Below are 18,450 nucleotides of genomic sequence, written 5' to 3' on the forward strand. Positions count from 1 at the left end.
TGTTGGGGCTGCTCCCATTTAAAGATATTTTTATTTTTTTATTCAAAACTCTAACCCCCATTTGATTGGAAATTAACATAAAAAAAGACAGACGATTTAACATTATCGTCTGTCTTTTTGTGTCTTTATTCATAATTATGCATAAATACTAAAATCTAAGGAATTCTGCAACAAATCGTCTAACGAATTGTGGAACAATTCTAATTAATTATGGAATTTCACAGACACTTGCGATTTGACATGAATCTGCCCTTAACTACACTTACTATAACCACAATTCACGCAAGTCTTACAACCCTCGCTATTAATCAAGGAAGCTGAGCCGCAAGATGGACAAAGATCCTTCGATGCAACACCAACTGGTGGCGTAGTATGTCCAGAATCATCCACTAGACTAGATGACTTCGAAGGCACAGCTGCTGCTGACCCCAAAGAGCTCACAGATGCTTCTACGACCTCACTCGTAGCGGTTATGAAATCTTCCGCATCGCTAATGTCACTCATGACCTCTGCATGCTGCTCCAGAGCTTTAGCCACAGCATCGGCGATTGACTCAACCCGATTGCTGCCGAAGCCGATGGCGCCTGAGCCGCCAATGCCCTTAAGGTGCTTGACCAGTAGGCGGACCTTGTCTCCATGATCGCCATAGCGCAGGAACAAAGAACAAACCCGGCCAAGCGCTTCCGACATGGCGAATACATCGGAGCCTGCTTTTCCAACGTTCAGGAATATCTCGCTAGGCGTGCCATCCATATCATTTATGGTAATGTAGGCCATGCCAAATGGCGTATTTACTTTGTAAGTTGCGCCGCGGAGTATTTGCGGACGGCGTTTGTACTGTTTATCGAAGACCTGCTCAGCTTCGGCTTTAATTAACTTCTCAGAGTTAACTGTCGCTACTGGAGCAGAACGAACCGTATCTGCCTTCGTAACAGCTTTTTCTGCACTTGCTTTTTCTGCATTATTTTCAGCATTAGCTTCTTCCGTACTAACTGGTTCAGCAGCAGCCGTCACATCGGCCTCTTCCTTCTTCGCATCCTTGTTCTCAGTGCTCAGCACCTGCACATCACGGCTGCCATCACGGTATATCGTTACACCTTTGCAGCCTAGATCGAAGGCAAGCTCGTACAGATTTTTCGTCTCTTCGACTGTGAAATCTGCCGGGCAGTTGGCTGTTTTGGAAATGGAACTGTCCACCCAGGTCTGGATAGCCGCCTGCGCCCTAATATGATCCTCTGCACTCAAGGACATCGAGGTCACAAAGTAATCCGGCAGCTCCTCATTCGGGTGCTTGTCCTTATAGTCTTGGGCAATTGGGACGTATTGCTTGTCATAACCAAGCCGGCTTTGACGATAATATTCGAAAGCAAAGTACGGTTCAATCCCCGTTGAAGTGCCAACCATTGTCCCCGTGCTTCCTGTTGGAGCCTGTGTGATGACGGTCACATTACGCATCCCTTTTTGCTGAATGGCCGTACCCACCTCTGGAAATACGCTCGTCATATTTTTCATAAAACCGCTTTGCAGGAACTTGTCGGCAATAAAATGCTCGAACGAGCCCTTCTCCGCAGCAATATCCGCTGATGCCAAATAAGCTTCTCTAGCCATAAAAGCATAAATTTTATCCAAAAACTCAAGTGATTCTGGACTTCCATAGCGAATTTTCAGCTTGATCATAAGCTCTGCAAGACCCATTGAGCCTAACCCAACTCTGCGTTCACCCTGCTGATTGATGCGGTTTTCCTCGAAATGATAAGGTGTCTTATCAATGACATTATCGAGAAAACGGGTCGAATAACGGACAACCATCCCAAGCTCGTCCCAAGCCACATCATGCGACTGCTCATCGTAAAATTTGGAGAGGTTAATAGCTGAAAGATTACATACACCCCATGCAGGAAGACCTTGTTCACCGCAAGGATTCGTGCAAATAATTGGGTTGAAGTACCAGCTGTTCGACATTTGGTTGTAGTATTCCATGAACACGACACCTGGTTCTGCGGATTTCCATGCCGACTCGATAATCGTATGCCACACATCACGAGCTCTCACGGTGCGATAGGGCTTTACCACTTTACCAAGCTGCTTCCAAGCCTCCAGATTGCCATCCCATTTATCGTTATAATCAGGGTCAGTCGTATCCGGGAACACAAGCTCCCAGTCCAGATCTTCCTTTACGGCTTTCATAAATCCATTGCTTACACACACGGAAAGATTTGCGTTGGTAATTTGGCCCATCGTCGATTTAACTGTAATGAAATCCAGCAAATCGGGATGCCAATCGTTGATCATCAGCATAAGCGCTCCGCGGCGGCTGCCTCCCTGCTCAATCAGGCCGGTTGTATAACTGAACAAACCACCCCAGGATACAGCACCGCTGGAAGAACCGTTAACGCCCTTCACTACCGCGCGGCGCGGACGAAGAGACGATAAATTAATGCCTACGCCGCCGCCGCGGGCCATGATTTCGGTCATTTCACTTAAAGTGGACATAATGCCGCCACGGCTATCTCGAGGAGACGGAACTACATAGCAATTGAAAAGCGTCAATTCATCGCTTGCATCCGCTCCCGCAGCAATCCGTCCACCGGGAACGAGCTTCCAGTCGTCTAGAATATATCTGAATTTGTCTGTCCATTCTTTCTTTTTTTCGGGTGTTGCTTCAACAGAGGCCATTGCTGCAGCAAGACGATCCCACATTTCTTCGGGTGTTTTTTCTATATTGAGTGTCAGCTTCTCCACCAAGGAATCGACAACTTCTCCGCTGCGGGTTCTAACCGTAACGGTTTCACCTTCACGGCTGATAATTTCGCCTACTTCTTTGGCCGGAAATTTCGGATCATCCTTAGTAAGGACCAGTACGGTATCTCCCACCTTGGCCCCACTCGTATCGGCATTTTTCAGCGCGTATCGATCCAAAAAAATCTTCTCGCTTAAACCATCCAGCTTCTGTTTTGACTGCAAAGTTTTCAAGCTCCAACACCCTCTCAAATAAGCTGCATTAACCGAACTAAAAGTGAATTAATCATGTAATAATTTCGTTTGAATCTTTATTATACCTTACTGAATATGGGTCAACTACTAACGCGATGGCAGAATTCAGCAATTAGTATAGGTAGATATCGTCTAAACTATTATTTTCATGCAATCTCTATCTTTCTTAACGATGTTATTCATCACTAAAAGAGGTAATCCAAGATATACCAGCGTTTTAGTGATGTTTTGTATTGTTAAAGGTCATTCTTTCCTCATTATCTGCGAAAATTCCAAGCTTCACTACCATACTTCTCAAGGACAAGCTGCCGGGTTAGCTCATTCTCATAAGCAGTAAGCTCCGCCTCTTCAAACTGAACGCCCAGACTTAAAGCAATCTCCCTGCGAAACGCTTCCTCCACCTGTCCGATGCCAACCTCCGCTTTCCCCTGAAAACGCAGCAGCTCGTTAATCGCCACCGCTTTTTTCGTAAAGCTTTGCTTCATCCGTTCCCCCACCCTCTCATTGGAGAACTTCAGCATGCGGAAGAGCTGCTCTGTATCCATATCAAGAAGAATCGAGCCGTGTTGAAGCACCACATCCTTCTGCCGAACCTGAGCGCTGCCTGCAACCTTACGACCTTCTACGACAAGCTCGTACCAGGACGGAGAATCGAAGCAAGCTGCAGAGCCGGCAGATGCGTACTTCTCCTTCTCCTCATCAGAAGCAAGCTGTACCATCTCAGCTGCAAGCCCAAGCGCCCGGAAGCCCTGCAGGAGCCCCTCGCTGAGTACACGATATGCCTCTGTCACGTTGCGCGGAATGCCTGGATAAGTCTCTGAGACAATGATGCTGTAGGTTAGCTCCTTGTCATGCAGAACCGCTCTTCCTCCCGTCGGTCTACGGACGAAGCCAATGCCTTCCCGCTGCAGCGCTTCCCCGTCTACCTCCTGTGCCTTTTGAAAATAGCCGATCGATAGCGTCGCCGGATTCCAGCCATAAAAGCGAACCGTAGGGGGTACCAGTCCCTCGCTGTGGGCTGTCAGGATCGCTTCATCTATAGCCATATTTTCTGCGGGTGAACGGGCACCTGTATGGATAAATCGCCAAGCTGTCATTATGATGTCATCTCCTCAAAATTTTGCCTAAGCTAAACTCATTTCGTAAGTATAAGCACTTGCACGTTTCGTTGGAAGCTTCCTTCGCAAGCCTTACCGAACAGTTCATCCCATTAGCTTATCATACCTCAATTCAGAGGAAAAGTTATGAAAGCTGTTACTTTAGAGCATACTGTAGATTACTTCTATCTCTCAACCGTCTCAACAAACAATAGCCTAGAGGAGGCACTATGCAACCACAGCGGCCCCAACAATTTATTCGACCTATTCATGAACATTTGCATATGCATTTCGACAGAGAGTGGCTGGCCGATTTCGACGCCCGTCTGAGCGGTGGCGGACCCTGGGACGATTGGACTCTGTATCAGCTCGCCTATGAAGCGGAACAATCCCGCTTGGTTCCTAGCTTTGAAGAGCTGCAATGCCTGAATCATCTTGAACAGCTTGCACCCATGCCCCATCAAATAGACACCGCCAAAAAAGTGCTCAATGAAATGCGCGGACGCGCTATTCTTGCCGATGAAGTGGGACTCGGAAAAACGATTGAAGCGGGCCTGATCCTTAAGGAGTATATGGTAAGAGGACTTGTCCGCAAAACATTGATCCTTGTGCCTGCCTCCCTGGTCCTGCAATGGGTACGGGAGCTTAACCAAAAATTCGGCATTCAGGCGGCAGCTCAGAAAAAAGCCTACATGTGGAAAAGCACCGACGTGATCGTCGCTTCCATGGACACCGCCAAACGCGATCCACATCGCGAAATCGTCATGGGACAGGAATACGATATGGTGATCGTCGATGAGGCCCACAAGCTGAAAAATAAAAAAACTACCAACTACCAATTCGTTAACGAGCTTCGTAAAAAATACTGTCTGCTGCTAACCGCCACACCTGTTCAGAATGATCTCAAAGAGCTTTATAACCTGATAACCTTACTGAAACCAGGACAGCTCGGCGGTCAAAGTCAATTTAAAGCCAACTTCGTTATGGGCAAAAGAACACCAAAAAACGAAGGCAAGCTTCAGCATGAGCTATCTAAGGTAATGATCCGCAACCGCCGCGGCGATGGAGGCCTCGAATTTACCAAGCGCGTGGTCAAAAACATTCCGATCACCCTCTCTCCGGAGGAGCAGGCGCTGTATGAGGGTGTAACCAGCTTTGTACGCACCCGTTATGAAGAGAGCAAAGGCGATCTCTCCAGTATGCTATCGCTGATCACCTTGCAGCGTGAGGTATGCAGCTCCCGTGATGCCGTCTTTATTACGCTGGTCAATTTATTCAAAAAAACCGCTGAGGACTCTCCGGTCAGACCGCGGATCTGGGAGCTGGTCGAGCTAATTCGCAGCATTGGAGCGAACACTAAGGCAGATAAGGCTATAGAGCTCGTGCAGCAAATAGGTGAGAAGGTGATCATTTTCACCGAATACCGCGCGTCGCAGGAATATTTATTAACTTATTTGAAACAGCATAAAATCAGTGCCGTTCCTTATCGGGGAGGCATGAATCGCGGCAAAAAGGACTGGATGATGGATTTATTCCGCAACCGGGCGCAGGTGCTTGTCGCTACAGAGGCTGGCGGAGAAGGAATCAATCTGCAGTTTTGTCACAATATGATCAATTTCGATCTTCCTTGGAATCCCATGCGTGTAGAACAGAGAATTGGGCGCGTGCACAGACTGGGGCAAACCCATGATGTGAATATATATAACTTTTCCACAAGAAATACGATCGAAGAGCATATCCTATCCCTGCTGCATGAAAAAATCAATATGTTCGAGCGGGTAATCGGGCAGTTAGACACTATTTTGGAACGGTTTGAGAAAAAGAAATCGCTTGAAACCTCCCTATTCAGGCTCGTTATGGAATCGGGCTCCGAAGCAGAGATTCGCAGCAAGCTAGATGAGTTCGGAAATGCCTTCTCCGACATTCAGTCGGAAGTGGAAACGACGAATCCCCTAAATGCTATTCTGGATGCAGTAGAAGGCGAAAGGATTGAATTGATACCATGAACAAGCGCCATATTCAAGCATTTGTCATGCGCTTCCTGGAAGTGTTTGGCTGCAGCATCATTGAGAAAACACCCGAATATGTCACAGTCAAGCTTTCACCTGATGCCGATAAGGAATTGACCGGGCGCTCCTATTATTGGAGCTTTGTAGAGCGTACGGGAGCTCCTGCAGAGACGATGACCTACACCTTCGTCTTTGATCCCGAGCGCATTAAAGCCGAGCTCAAGCAAGGCCAGCAAACCATCGCCCGTTCGAACCCTGGCGCACAGCAAGCTCTATCACCACCTGCTCAGTCACAACAAAGATCAAATGCACATGCACCAAATGCAACACATGCAACACATGGGCCACAAACAGGTCAAACAACTCCAGCTGGAAGGGGACCCGCTCCCGCTGTTAACAACCAAGCATCTGACGTCCCGCAGGATAACAGCATTCTTGGCCGTTATTTTGGCTTCGTGCCGACAACTGTTGTGAGCCGCATTCCAAGAGATGAAATCAACTATGGGAGCCGCAGGCTTGAGCAGCTATTCGATATCGTTCAGAACAAAGGACGCTTCGTTTACTTATTTGAGGAGCCCTTCTCTATTCAACCCGTTCAGCAGGCTCAACGGATTTACGATACATGGTTTACTATCAACTATAAAGTCGAGCTTGTCTGTGATATGAAACGCAGCGAAATCCATTCATTGGCCATCAAGCTGAATTCTGGAGAAATCCGTGACCAATTTCATAAAAAACTGCTAACCAAAAACCTGTCACCCCGTCTACCAGCAAACCTGCACATTCTTCCTGCCACGATTCCGCTGCCTAAAGCTATGAACGCTTTGGAGCTGGCGCTGGAGCATACGGTAAGCCGTTACGATCACCGCTGGGCGGATGAAGCGAATGAGCGTCATCATGACGAGGCACATAGGATCGACGATTATTATCTAGGTCTGATCGGGTCTGCGGAAGCTGAGCAGAAAGCCGATGTAGAAGCTCAGTATGTGAACCGCCGCGCAGAAATAGATTGGCAGTATAAGCCGCGCATCCTTGTTTCCGTCATCAATTGCGGAATATTTCATTTAAGCGCGGAATAACGGTAGGAAATTGACTGCAATCGATAAAAGCTATCAATTAATGCCGCGCATTCCAACAATATTTTTAAGGCATTAAGCTTACAATGTAAGCATAAGCTAGTAGGTTAAAGATATAGGCGGTGAAGCAAATTTGAAAAAATATGTCATAGGGCTGCTTGTTACCTTATTTTTAGGAGTCCAGCTATCGGCCCCTCCCCCTTCTTCAGCCGGGCAGACAAACAAGATAGCAAGCTCAACAGCCCCCTTACTGGAAGAAGCAGTGGAAACCTGGAAACAGCTTCTTGCCAAGAAACAAGGCTTTGAAAGCTGGCAGAAAGCTTCCTCCATCATTGAGCCATTAGGTCCCGGCACACATGGTTGGGTAGTCATCCTCACGAAAGATGGACAAGAAGTCGGTTACATGATCGTTCACGCAGTGGAAGATGGAAGCTTTCGCCTCACGGAGTATGGGACTGGCAGTAACCCGCTTTATAGCATGAGCACGCTGTATCAATCCTTGATACGGCTCGAACTTTTACCGGACACATATTCTTTATCCGATTTGATGAAAGATCAGAGCATTTCTATACAAAGATGGTACACTGACGCCCTGCATGCGGTTTGGAAAATCAAGCTGAATCAAACAACCTTGATCATGGACGCCAAAACCGGCGAACAGCTGCCCATTGAGGAAGCGGAGCTGGGGACAACTCTATTTGCAAAACTGCCTGCCTCGACTACACTAACAGGAAAGCTCGATGAGAAGCAGATTTCCGCCTTTGACCCCTATGAAACCATGCCTTGGGTCACTGGCATCCCCTTGCAGATTCAGAGCCTGACGGATCTGAAAGCCTCCATGCAAAAGTATAACAAACTTACTTATACGGCAGAGCTATACAACAGTAAAGCGAGCTTCGCTTTTGCCGTTCTAGGCTACAGCAAATGGGGAAATGATGATGCCTACTTGATTGTGGATCAGAACGGTCCTAAATATTTGCTGTTGGAACTGGCGGTTCAACAAGGGCATTTTTTCAAAACTCGTACTTAATGACAATGAAAATAGTTAAAATAAAAAGGAAAAGGACCTTAGGGATATTCCCTGATGGTCCTTTTTATTTTGGAAATCATTACTCCACCTGTCTCCACCCTGAGTGGTGGATTCAATTTTACTACTTTATCACTTTATTCTTTATTACTCTATTACTTTATCGCGTTAGCAAGTGCTTTTCGATCCGGAGCATGGGGCGGCTCCTCCATCCACTGGCGCTCGATCAGCATCTCCATGCCCTGCTTGCCATTCTGAAGAATTTCCAACAAAATTTGCATATATTCAGCTGCCAAATCAACTCTTGACGCCATTGAAATAGCATGACCTGTATATAAAATGCCTTGAGTGTTAGTCAAACTAATCAATCCAAGGATTAACCTGTCTGAAAAAGGTGAGACCGTAGAAGCTGTTACAGCTGTATTCACCATGATATTCCCTAATAAATCTTCCTCACTTAACGTTTTATTCATAAATTCAATCTGTTTTTCAGCGAGTTTTTTTCCTTTTAATAAATATTGCTTGATTTCATTGTCTTTAACGACCTGAATAAAACCCGTTAACAAAATAACTCCAAAGTAGTTTCGTTCAATGTTAAAGAACATATCGGATAACTCCAGAACATTAAGCGAACGCTGCGGCTCGAACCATTTGGATATGAAGGTTTCTTTTTTCTTCAGAAACTCGATATGCTCCGGGTAAGGGATGTAAGCAGGACGATCATAGATTCCTTTTGACAGCATCAATTCGACGCATTGGTTGTACAGCTTAAGTGAAGACGTTAGACATTTCGAGAAAAAAGCTCTCAAATCTTCACGGGCTACACTAGATGTAAGCAAGCCATATGATACCATCCCCAGACGACTTAGTCCGTACGCATAGCTTAAAGGAAAAAGATTAAAAAACAACGGAGGTGCCGACAGATTTATATCTTCATCTGTATACCCCCTAGGTATAGGAAACTCTTCCTGTGTGAAAAGCCGGGTAATTTCCTTCACAAAGCCTTCAGATTCAGTTAAAGACTCCGATAACAAAGCCTTTACCTCTTGGTCATCTGTATTTGTCAGTAGAACCTTAGTTAAACAAACAGTCATGCTCTCACTCATATATGTCGACCATAAAGCAGCAACTTCTGTTGATGTTAGTCCAACCGATCGCTTGTGATTCATTGCATGTTTTCCCCTTCCAAAAAAAACTCCACCTTTATTATGCACGATCCATTTGGTTGCTATACATATTATGAGAAAGAAACCTTGTGGTGTCCTTTGAGGAGCGTGTTCGTGACGCTTGTGCTTGGGGGAGGAAAGGGGTATGGGATCCAGCCGCTGTTAAAGATTTGTTCTCTGAATTGAATGTAAAGGTTGGAACAAAAATCTTTAAATGCGGACGCTATCACTCTTCCACCCACACCCCTTTCCTCTCTCAGCTACAATCGCCCGAACATCCCACGCTCAAACGGACAACCAGCAAGGTTTTTTCTCTTGACTGGAGGAGATTTCCTAGCGGGCAAAGGGGCTGGGGAAGAAGAATACCCGCCTCCCGCACCAGTGCAAGCAGTTGAAAAGGATCTGCTACTTTAACGATGAAAATCATCATTAAAGTGGATGATTAACCTGGTAACACTTATTTTAACGATGATTTTCATCGTTAAGTGAAGCACTCGCTCATTTCGGGGGAGACAAGCTGTTTAACATCGCACATCCGGAATGCCAGCAGAGGTTGCTCTCCTGAGGGAACGGGATAGTGGCGATATGGAATAAAGGAGCTTCCTTTCCGCTCCTGGAGTATTAATTGTAAATCAAAATAATAAAAAAACACCTCCTGCAGGCATTTAGCCTTTGGGAGATGTCGCTTTGCTTCGGACCTGCTTCGTCAGCATTCGAATAGCTAATGGCACCATGCCAAACCAGCGCACCTGCCAATCCTCTTTCTCCTGCTTGTGAATTTGCTTAATTTGCTTTCGAACTTCTTTGGGTGTATCCATGTAGGTAACAACCTGCTCTGTGATGTACCTGACCAAATCGTCTCCACTAGCCATAAGCATCCACCGCCCTCTACTTCCAGTGTTGCCTGCTAACCCTGCCCCTATACGAAGGAATACTAGGAATACGAAGGACATCGTAGACATCGCTATACATTGTTACACTTTTCCGCCGCTCTCTATAATGATTTTATCAGCGAATGACTTGATAGTCGGACAGCCCACCAGCATGGGCTTAGATTCACACTGCAGCAACAGGATCGCACGTTTCACATCCCAGGCATACTGAAAAGCAACATTAAATCCAGCTACAGTGATATTGAACCTGCCTGAAGCAGCATTGGGTATTGAGAAGCCTTGTTTTCTGCCTAAGTTTTGCAGAGCCTTAAATACTGGTGCCGTTATATGATGATAAGTCCACGTTGAACAAGCTGCCATAAATGAACGCCTCCAATGCACATATTTTCAATATTTGTATGTGCGTGGAGGGGGATTAGTTCCCGTTAATCAAGCCTATGTATTGGTTTTCCCTAATTTTAGGTGAGCGGCAGGATCACACTTACTGTTGTTCCTTTGTTTACTTTACTTTTAATATCCAGGCGCCCCTTGTGTGCTTCAATGATTCTTTGCGTTACCATAAGACCTAAGCCTGTACCTTTTTCCTTCGTTGAATAAAAAGGCTCTCCGATCTTGCTCACGAAATTTTCCGGAATCCCACAGCCTTCGTCAAAAACTTGAATTCGCACATGCTGCTGGTCCTTTTTAATCGAAACTCTGATGATGCCCCCGCTGGACATGGCTTCAATGCCATTTTTAATAATATTAATAAATACCTGCTTCAATTGATTTTCCTCGCAATGCAACAGCGGAATGCCTTCATCGAAAGCAGCGATAATCTGAACCGAATTAATATTTGCCTGCGACTCCAACAGTGAAATAACATCACTCATAATAAAGCAGACGTCCTTTTGCTGAAAAACCGTCATCTGCGGCTTAGCCAGAACCAGGAGCTCACTGGAAATCAATTCAATTCTCGACAGTTCACTCAGCATGATTTCGATATAGTGAGATTTGGCTTCGGGATAAGTATGCTTAAGCAGCTGTATAAATCCTTTTAAAGAAGTTAATGGATTGCGGATTTCATGGGCAACAGCAGCAGCAAGCTGACCGACCGCAGATAGCTTGTCTGACTTTCGGAGCAGCTCCTCAGTTCTTTGCAAATCGGTAATATCTTTTACCGTCCCGAATATCTCTACCAGCTGTCCATTGATGTAAATTGGTATGTTATGTATTCTCACTTCAACCCGGTGCCCCTGCTTATGGCGAATTCCTGTATCAAACGAATGTGAGGCTTGGGTTTCATTGATCATTATCCACTCTTTGCTAAGCTGTTCCCTGTCATCCTCAAATGTAAGGTCCTTCATGGCTATAGTTAGCAGCTCTTCTTTCGAATAGCCGGTGATTTGTTCATATGCAGGATTAACTTCCGTAAAATTCCCATTTAAATCTATAGCCCTTACCCCGTCCGGGTTATATGTGATAAAGGATTCATATCTTTGATAGATTTCAATAAGAGACTGCTCCAGCTTCTTTCTTTCACCCTGCTCTTGAATGATCGCTGGTTTTTCTGTATTTTTTTGCGCGGTTATGTCTTTGGCAATGATGAATGATCCTACAGCGTTCCCCTCAGCATCAGCATCTATTGCTATATGTTGGACCTGCAGTTCTGTAACAAAGCCTAGCATATTACAAATACTAATTTCATAATCCTGTTTATCTGCCACAACTAGAAGCGAATACAGATCTATGGCAGAAAGCTCTTCGGACGTGCAGCCCAGTAATCTCTCAGCAGCAGGATTGGCATGGGTAAGCTTACCTTTTAGATCAAAAAAACATACAGCATCAGGATTTTGCAAAAAAAACGATCTGAAGATCAGCTCGTTGCCAGTCTTATTGATTTGATTGGGGTCCATCCGCCCATCTCCCTTAAGAGCTTTATTTGATCTAATTACCTAACATTATAGGATATGGCCGCTGCAATGTAAAAATACCCAATTCCAAGTGAAAGAGGGACAACCCTGCGGTTTTCCCTCGCAAATTAATCTTTAAATTGGGGATACAATCCAAAAACAATCTTCATATAAACCGCCAAACAACAGCCCCAATCACGAGCAACGTTAAGATGCCTAAAGTCAGCCTCACATAGAGCGGCCTTTTGATCAGACGGTTGAATGTAAAACGGAGTTTTGCGGGAAATTTCAGCTTTAAGCGGGTGCCCCAGCCATCATAAGTCCCCCCTGCTTCCGCCGCTAATGTAAACAGCTCCTTCGTCACGATATTGACAGTCGCCAGGTCCAGTGCGTGCTTCTTGCGAAGCTGCAGTACATAGGGATTGACGGGACGCGAAGCATCCAACTCCGCCTGCATAATCATATAACCAAGCAAACCAGCCTTCCCCTTCACTTCATCCATACTGATTTTACTGGCAAAATGCAGCCAATGCTCTACTTCTCTCACAATTTCCGCTTTATCTCCATGCCGGTTGAGAGCATAGGAAATCTTGGCGTTGCGCATCCACTGTTCTTCCAGCGCCGTAGGGTACATCTCTTGCAAATAAAAGGACCAATCCTCATCCTGTCTAATCGAAGAATAATAGCGAAAAGAAGGAAAGTCCGCCATAATTTGTGCTGCCTTGGATTCCCATTCCTCCGATTCAGCTGCATAGAAGTAAAGCTCCATCTTATTTTGCACAGAAATTCTTCCGACATAAATAGCCTGCTCGGATTCCTGCATACGCTGCATCAGCTTATCTTCAAGGGTATAAAATAAATCCTGGGCACGTTTGCTGGAGCTTCCTGCTGAGTCCCACAGACTGTACATATTAAAAATAACAGAGACTAACCGGCTTAGTCCCTGAATGGGGGCCTTTTCCTTTAAATCTGTATTCATAAATATCATCATCGGCTCCGTGCCGCTGTTTCGTTCGAATAAGTTCCAATCTTCAGGCATGGTTACGGCCTCCTTGTATGCGCTGCGAGGCATCTATATGATCCAACTCTCTATACTTCGATTATAGCGGTGTTTTTATAACTTTCAACCTTTTATTACCACATAAACAAGTTTATCTTGACTATAGATCCAAATAGTTCCATTTATTGGACATATTTGATGGTTACTCTCCTAAGAGCAAAAATGATATACTACCCCTGAAAGACAAATAACAACAACTAGGAGGATTTTATGTCCAAGCACAATGTTTGTAAACAAACAATCATCGGGTTAGGTTGTCTCTCGCTTCTTTGGAGCTCTGCCCTGTTAACACAGCCGACTACAACCGCTGCCGCTGCCAGCCAAACGCAAGTTCAAGCTCAGGCTTCCAGTCTATCATCCGCTCAAAAGGCCACTAAAATCGTCAATTTAGCCCAATCCCTTAAAGGCAAAGTTACATATAAGTACGGCGTCAATAATAGCGTTAAATATATATTTGACTGCTCCTCTTTCACCAAATATTTATTTGCTTCACAAGGGATTACGCTCAAATGGGGATCTAACTTACAAAGCAAACAAGGGACTTATGTGGCCAAGAAAAATTTAAAAAAAGGCGATCTGGTTTTCTTCGGCACCAGCTTATCCAACCTTACACATGTGGGCGTTTATATGGGGAACGGGAAATACATTCACAACACCATCGGTAAAAATATTAACGGCGTCCTCATCAGTGATCTGAGTGCCAGCAAGAAATATATTACGGCTAGAAGAGTTCTTAATTAGCCTCTCGTGAGCATACACTTCAGAGTAGACTGAAGTTTCGGGAGGAATGACCATGCCCACCTATCCGCGTATTTTAAGACGTGGGGATACTATTGGAATTGTGACATTAGGAAGCCCGCTTCCTGCTCCCACTATCAATAATGGTATCGCTTTTTTGCAAAAACTGGGCTTTAAAGTTGTTTTGGGCAAATATGTATATGATGAGGATGGCTTTCTTGCAGCTACCGCCGCTGAAAGAGCGTCCGATCTGATGAATATGTTTACGGATCCAAATGTCAGGATGATCCTGCCTACTAGAGGCGGTGTGGGAGTTGCCGGAATTCTCCCTTACCTTGATTATCAAGTCATTGCCAAAAATCCAAAAATTCTTTCCGGATACAGCGATATATCCGTACTCATGAATGTGTTATATCAACGAAGCAGGCTGGTGACATTCTCCAGCTTGCTTTTGATTGATTTCAGGGCGGATACGCCAGCGTATAATTTTAATCAATTTTTTGAAGCTACTTCTACGATTCATGCTCCAAGGCCTATAACAAACCCACCAGGAACCCTGCTTATCAGTAAGGTTCCTGGTGATGTGACTGGGCCTGTTGTCGGCGGAAATCTGACTTCAATTATCGACACACTGGGTACCCCCTTCGAAATCGATACGAAGGGGAACATTTTATTCCTCGAAGAAACCCATGAACACATTAACAAAGTATATCGGATGCTTAATCATCTTAAACTTGCCGGTAAATTCAATGATTGCATTGGCATCGTAATGGGACAATGTACACTTTGTCAAACCTCATACGGTAAGACATACGATGATTTAATTGATGAATTCATCATTCCTCTAGGCAAGCCTCTTATAACCAATCTCTCGGCTGCACATGGCATGTACAAAGCAGCCGTACCGATTGGAGCCTCCATCAATCTTGACGCTTCCAACAATCTGATTACTGTTCTAGAGCCTACAGTTACGGTGGATTAGGGCTCTTTGCGTATTCGCTTAGCCTCATCATGATCTCCAAGCGCCTCATAGGCTGATGCCATCATCTGCAGATCGAAGCTGGATGGATACGCTAGCTTTTTATAATAATAGAGTGCTTTGGCCTTGTCCCCCTCATCGTCCTTACTGCTGCCATTCAGCCACAGCAGGGCAAGTGCACGCAATGCGTAAGGCTCATCCAGTTGCTGCTCATAAGCTTGCTTCGCGCCTTCATAATCATACTCCATCACCAGCCGATCCCCTTCCAACTGGTTTTCACCGTCTAAAGAGAAGAACGGAACCATGCTATCTATCTTCGTATAGTATCCTTTCGAACTGCTGATTCGTTTCCCCTTCTCATCAAAAGCATCTACACTCCAAACGAAGTCACCACCTGGATAAACAATCCCCAGAATCCCCGGTGTAGACAGCCAAAATTGAGTATCCGAAAAAGATTTACCCACACCACGCGGATAATTGCGCAGCTCCTCCACGGAATAACCGGCTTTTGTATCCGTCCACTTCTCGTCAAGCCAACTGCTGAAGGTTCCGCTAGGAAGCCCTTTGGCATCATGCTCCATTGCCGTGATAGTCAATTGATAGTAAGCTGCTCCAGGGTAGGGCTCCCACGAGAATTGAAGCTCTTCACCCGAAATTTTGGTCATGTCAATGGGGCTGAGCACTTTCACCTGCTGTACAAAGTGGATGTCTGAAGTCGCAGACTTTCCGTCCAGGACCGTGACTTCACTTCCCTCAACTTCTGATCTATACATGCCTTGCAGTCTATCAGCGGAAATGCCTACGCCAACCTCGTATTGATCCGGATTCACCTTATATAGGCGATATACGCCGTCCTGGTCCGTAATTGCCATCGGATAGTTGCCTACAGGCTGCCCTTGCCATGTATGATCATTTTTGCGGTGCAACATCACAAGCACATTTTCGGCGGGCTTGCCGTCGATCATAACCCTTCCTGTGACTGAAGCCTGTTGATCCGGCTGAGCTGAACGCGTTGCGAGAAGTTCAAGAAAGCTTTTGGCTTCTTTGCCATACTGTAAATATTGATTTTTCCGTTTGGAAAGTTCAGGCGAAGGTTCGGCAAGCTCTCTGAAATACCGTTCCGCCTCTGTCCAGCGGTTAGCTTGAAAATAATAATGGGCAAGCTTCCAACGTGCTTCCCCAGCAAAACGATAATCAGGATAATTCGTTAAGAGCTCTTCTAGCTTGCCTATTGCATAGTCTACAACCTTTGTGCTGCCTCTGGCTGACGTAATGGTCGACGACGGGAAAATATAAATGAGATCATTCGAATCAGATAAAAGATCAGGAAAGGAATCCTCTGCCGCCCAATAAAGTGCATCTGCTGCAACGCGGCTTTTTGGAAAATAAGTATCAATCTCATCATATCGCTTCATCTTATATAGAATATCTGGAAGAGCAACGTATAGAGCGGCTGCGGCAATGATGAATATGCATATGGCAGCTGCTAGAGTTTTGACTTTCACAGTAATCATCGTTCAACCTCCTCAAGAAGTCGGTCTACCCTAAAGACACTGTTATCCAGCACTATATAATCAGATTGGGCAGGCATAGACGAGTCTTCTGGCCAAACCATAAACAATCCAATGCCAATGAGCAACACCAATGGAAGAAATGCCAGGGTCAGGGGGATCCGGACTTCTCTTTCCCATATAGACGGTTTGGCCTGCTCCTGTACACGCCTTCTGATCTTCTCGTCCAAAGTGAGAGGTTCCAACTCCTTATCCAACTCCCGCTTGATCAGCTTATTGAACTTATCCTCATTCTGATTGGGATCATTCAATGGATTACTCATGCTGCCATCCCCCCTTCGTCAATTGTTCCTTCAGTATCGCTCTTCCCCTTAGCAGCTTGCTTTTCACCGTATTTACCTTATCACCCAACAGCGCACTAATTTCAAGCACAGACAAATCCTGATAATAATGAAGAACCAATACTTCCCTGTACTTGTAAGGCAGGTTTCCGATATACTCACTTAGCGCTTCACGATCGGCCGCTTGCTCGAGTCCTGGCTCTGTAACCGAAAGCTCATGTTCTTTAATTTCACGCACAAACATTCTTTTCCATGAAGCCCGCCTCATATTAGACCTGCATGCATTCACCGTAATGCGAAGCAGCCAGCCCCGCAAGCTGCCCTCACCACGAAACTGGAGGATTTTGCGAAAAGCGATCAAAAAAACGTCTTGGCTCAAATCCTCAGCCAAATGGCGATCCTTCAGCAGCAGGAAGGCGGTTCTGTAGATTTGGTCCCCGTAACACCGCATCAATGGCTCCAAAGCTGATCCGTCGCCTTGCTGCAGCCGGGCTACCCACTCCTGCTCATCATACATGCCTTGTTTCACCCCTCTATGTAAGGATACACCTTCCCCCCTTGCAGGTTGCATTTTAACATAAAAAAAATGCCTTGTGGTGTCCTTTGAGGCGCATGTTCGTGACGTAGGTGGTTGTGGAGGGAGTGGCTGTGGGCTCCAGCCGCTGTTAAAGATTTGTTCCCTTGAATGGAAATGAATGTAGGGTGGAACAAATCTTTAAATGCGGACGCTATCGCTCTTCCACCCACAGCCACTCCCTCTCCTAGCTACAATCGCACGAATCATACGAACACCAGGAACGGACAGCCAGCAAGGTTTTTCTCTCCTTCATGGAATAATTTCCCTGGAAGTCACGTTCGCTGGGTGATGAAGAGCTGTGAAGAGTTGGGATCTGCCGCTTAGCGATGTTTTCGAGGCTGTCGATTAAACTACTGCAATCGATCAAAACTCGCCTCTCAGCAGCCTTGGAGGCCAAAGCCTTGGACTCTGCCCATAGTAAATCCTGCAAAAGTGCAGGATTTTTCACCTGAAATCGGGTATTGGCCGGGAATTCCTGCAAAAGCGAAAGTGCAGGAAAATAGTCACTTGGAGCGCTCAAACGGACAAGAGACACCTAAAATCCTGCAGATTTGCAGTAATTTCCTTTTATAGGTGCATTCGGGTCCAAAAATGATGTTCTTATGCATCTTTGTCCCCTATGGTTGGTTCTTATTGGAATGTACTCTATAGGTAGGGAAAGAGAGTAGTGGAAAGAGAGTAGTGGAAATAAACATGTATGTTAGTCAACAGGGCTTGGCACATCTTTTTTGTCCACAGTTAATCGACCGCCACATTTCATCGTTAAAAGCATCAGTTCCTCTCCACGTCCTTACTTTAAACCACCCAGAGAGGCTATCCGTCCTCTTTTAACAATAAAAAACATCATTAACTTGACGAATGACCTGAAAACACTTGCTTTAACGATCAAAAACACCGTTAAGTGATGCACACGAACACGCTCCATTCTTGGTAAGCGGGCAACCACTGGGCTGCTTCCAGGATACTACCAGGACACTACCAAGCAGCTACCTGGCTGCTCTAATAATAAAACCAAAAAAAACTGCTGTCACCCTCCCGCTTCTAATTCCGGTTGGGTGACAGCAGCTTCAAATGAAGCTTTTTGTATGAT

General features: G+C 45.5%; 15 protein-coding genes. 5 read left to right on the top strand and 10 right to left on the bottom strand.

Going from position 1 to position 18,450, the window contains the following annotated elements; genetic code table 11:
* Positions 1-252: 252 nt before the first annotated feature.
* On the bottom strand, positions 253-2,973 hold the full coding sequence (locus tag J2Z66_RS03620) for an adenosylcobalamin-dependent ribonucleoside-diphosphate reductase (RefSeq protein WP_209969990.1): 2,721 nt from the start codon (positions 2,971-2,973) through the stop codon (positions 253-255).
* Positions 2,974-3,251: 278 nt separating this feature from the next.
* Positions 3,252-4,091, bottom strand: coding sequence for an octanoyltransferase LipM (gene lipM / locus J2Z66_RS03625; RefSeq protein WP_209969991.1), 840 nt, complete (start codon positions 4,089-4,091; stop codon positions 3,252-3,254).
* A 230-nt stretch (positions 4,092-4,321) separates the two neighbouring features.
* Here lipM and J2Z66_RS03630 point away from each other — a divergent pair, with 230 nt between their 5' ends.
* From J2Z66_RS03630 to J2Z66_RS03640, 3 genes are all read left to right on the top strand, one after another.
* Complete coding sequence (locus J2Z66_RS03630) at positions 4,322-6,097, top strand: DEAD/DEAH box helicase (protein ID WP_209969992.1); 1,776 nt, start codon at positions 4,322-4,324, stop codon at positions 6,095-6,097.
* On the top strand, positions 6,094-7,179 hold the full coding sequence (locus J2Z66_RS03635) for a YqhG family protein (protein ID WP_209969993.1): 1,086 nt from the start codon (positions 6,094-6,096) through the stop codon (positions 7,177-7,179). The genes J2Z66_RS03630 and J2Z66_RS03635 overlap by 4 nt, the downstream gene beginning before the upstream one ends.
* 130 nt (positions 7,180-7,309) lie before the next feature.
* Positions 7,310-8,206, top strand: a complete 897-nt coding sequence (locus J2Z66_RS03640; RefSeq protein ID WP_209969994.1) for a hypothetical protein — start codon at positions 7,310-7,312, stop codon at positions 8,204-8,206.
* Positions 8,207-8,358: 152 nt separating this feature from the next.
* Here the strand turns inward: J2Z66_RS03640 and J2Z66_RS03645 are convergent, their stop codons facing one another.
* The 5 genes from J2Z66_RS03645 to J2Z66_RS03665 form a co-directional block, all read right to left on the bottom strand.
* Entirely contained in the window at positions 8,359-9,372 is a 1,014-nt protein-coding gene (locus tag J2Z66_RS03645; protein ID WP_209969995.1) for a DUF3231 family protein, read from the bottom strand.
* 662 nt (positions 9,373-10,034) lie between these two features.
* A complete protein-coding gene (locus tag J2Z66_RS03650) occupies positions 10,035-10,241 on the bottom strand; it encodes a YqzE family protein (protein WP_209969996.1) in 207 nt (68 codons plus the stop codon).
* 102 nt (positions 10,242-10,343) lie between these two features.
* The gene (locus J2Z66_RS03655) at positions 10,344-10,622 is read right to left on the bottom strand and encodes a hypothetical protein (protein WP_209969997.1); all 279 of its coding nucleotides are present in this window, start codon (positions 10,620-10,622) and stop codon (positions 10,344-10,346) included.
* Positions 10,623-10,720: 98 nt separating this feature from the next.
* On the bottom strand, positions 10,721-12,157 hold the full coding sequence (locus J2Z66_RS03660; RefSeq protein WP_209969998.1) for a PAS domain-containing sensor histidine kinase: 1,437 nt from the start codon (positions 12,155-12,157) through the stop codon (positions 10,721-10,723).
* Between the two features lie 163 nt (positions 12,158-12,320).
* Complete coding sequence (locus tag J2Z66_RS03665) at positions 12,321-13,193, bottom strand: DUF695 domain-containing protein (protein ID WP_209969999.1); 873 nt, start codon at positions 13,191-13,193, stop codon at positions 12,321-12,323.
* Between the two features lie 231 nt (positions 13,194-13,424).
* On the opposite strand from J2Z66_RS03665, the gene J2Z66_RS03670 reads away from it, so the two are divergent.
* Positions 13,425-13,955 carry a C40 family peptidase gene (locus J2Z66_RS03670; protein WP_209970000.1) on the top strand — a complete coding sequence of 177 codons (531 nt, stop codon included), beginning with the start codon at positions 13,425-13,427 and terminating at the stop codon, positions 13,953-13,955.
* A 52-nt stretch (positions 13,956-14,007) separates the two neighbouring features.
* On the top strand, positions 14,008-14,934 hold the full coding sequence (locus J2Z66_RS03675; protein WP_209970001.1) for a S66 peptidase family protein: 927 nt from the start codon (positions 14,008-14,010) through the stop codon (positions 14,932-14,934).
* On the opposite strand, the gene J2Z66_RS03680 is transcribed toward J2Z66_RS03675, so the two are convergent.
* Genes J2Z66_RS03680 through J2Z66_RS03690 form a run of 3 tightly spaced genes read right to left on the bottom strand, consistent with a single transcriptional unit; the run spans position 14,931 to position 17,300 of the window.
* Positions 14,931-16,445: a hypothetical protein gene (locus J2Z66_RS03680; RefSeq protein WP_209970002.1), complete on the bottom strand. Its 1,515-nt coding sequence runs from the start codon at positions 16,443-16,445 to the stop codon at positions 14,931-14,933. The two genes, J2Z66_RS03675 and J2Z66_RS03680, sit on opposite strands and share 4 nt — an antisense overlap.
* A complete protein-coding gene (locus tag J2Z66_RS03685; RefSeq protein ID WP_209970003.1) occupies positions 16,442-16,765 on the bottom strand; it encodes a hypothetical protein in 324 nt (107 codons plus the stop codon). Before J2Z66_RS03685 ends, J2Z66_RS03680 begins: the two co-directional genes overlap by 4 nt.
* The gene (locus J2Z66_RS03690) at positions 16,758-17,300 is read right to left on the bottom strand and encodes an RNA polymerase sigma factor (protein WP_209970004.1); all 543 of its coding nucleotides are present in this window, start codon (positions 17,298-17,300) and stop codon (positions 16,758-16,760) included. The genes J2Z66_RS03685 and J2Z66_RS03690 overlap by 8 nt, the downstream gene beginning before the upstream one ends.
* Between the last annotated feature and the right edge of the window lie 1,150 nt (positions 17,301-18,450).

This window comes from Paenibacillus eucommiae, assembly GCF_017874215.1.
Lineage (GTDB): Bacteria > Bacillota > Bacilli > Paenibacillales > NBRC-103111 > Paenibacillus_AI > Paenibacillus_AI eucommiae.

Excerpts from the sequence above, each read along its gene's own strand:
- lipM (WP_209969991.1), bottom strand. The coding sequence starts at position 4,091 with ATGACAGCTTGGCGATTTATCCATACAGGTGCCCGTTCACCCGCAGAA.
- J2Z66_RS03630 (WP_209969992.1), top strand. The coding sequence starts at position 4,322 with ATGCAACCACAGCGGCCCCAACAATTTATTCGACCTATTCATGAACAT.
- J2Z66_RS03635 (WP_209969993.1), top strand. The coding sequence starts at position 6,094 with ATGAACAAGCGCCATATTCAAGCATTTGTCATGCGCTTCCTGGAAGTG.
- J2Z66_RS03645 (WP_209969995.1), bottom strand. The coding sequence starts at position 9,372 with ATGAATCACAAGCGATCGGTTGGACTAACATCAACAGAAGTTGCTGCT.
- J2Z66_RS03650 (WP_209969996.1), bottom strand. The coding sequence starts at position 10,241 with ATGGCTAGTGGAGACGATTTGGTCAGGTACATCACAGAGCAGGTTGTT.
- J2Z66_RS03655 (WP_209969997.1), bottom strand. The coding sequence starts at position 10,622 with ATGGCAGCTTGTTCAACGTGGACTTATCATCATATAACGGCACCAGTA.
- J2Z66_RS03660 (WP_209969998.1), bottom strand. The coding sequence starts at position 12,157 with ATGGACCCCAATCAAATCAATAAGACTGGCAACGAGCTGATCTTCAGA.
- J2Z66_RS03665 (WP_209969999.1), bottom strand. The coding sequence starts at position 13,193 with ATGCCTGAAGATTGGAACTTATTCGAACGAAACAGCGGCACGGAGCCG.
- J2Z66_RS03670 (WP_209970000.1), top strand. The coding sequence starts at position 13,425 with ATGTCCAAGCACAATGTTTGTAAACAAACAATCATCGGGTTAGGTTGT.
- J2Z66_RS03675 (WP_209970001.1), top strand. The coding sequence starts at position 14,008 with ATGCCCACCTATCCGCGTATTTTAAGACGTGGGGATACTATTGGAATT.
- J2Z66_RS03680 (WP_209970002.1), bottom strand. The coding sequence starts at position 16,445 with ATGATTACTGTGAAAGTCAAAACTCTAGCAGCTGCCATATGCATATTC.
- J2Z66_RS03685 (WP_209970003.1), bottom strand. The coding sequence starts at position 16,765 with ATGAGTAATCCATTGAATGATCCCAATCAGAATGAGGATAAGTTCAAT.
- J2Z66_RS03690 (WP_209970004.1), bottom strand. The coding sequence starts at position 17,300 with ATGTATGATGAGCAGGAGTGGGTAGCCCGGCTGCAGCAAGGCGACGGA.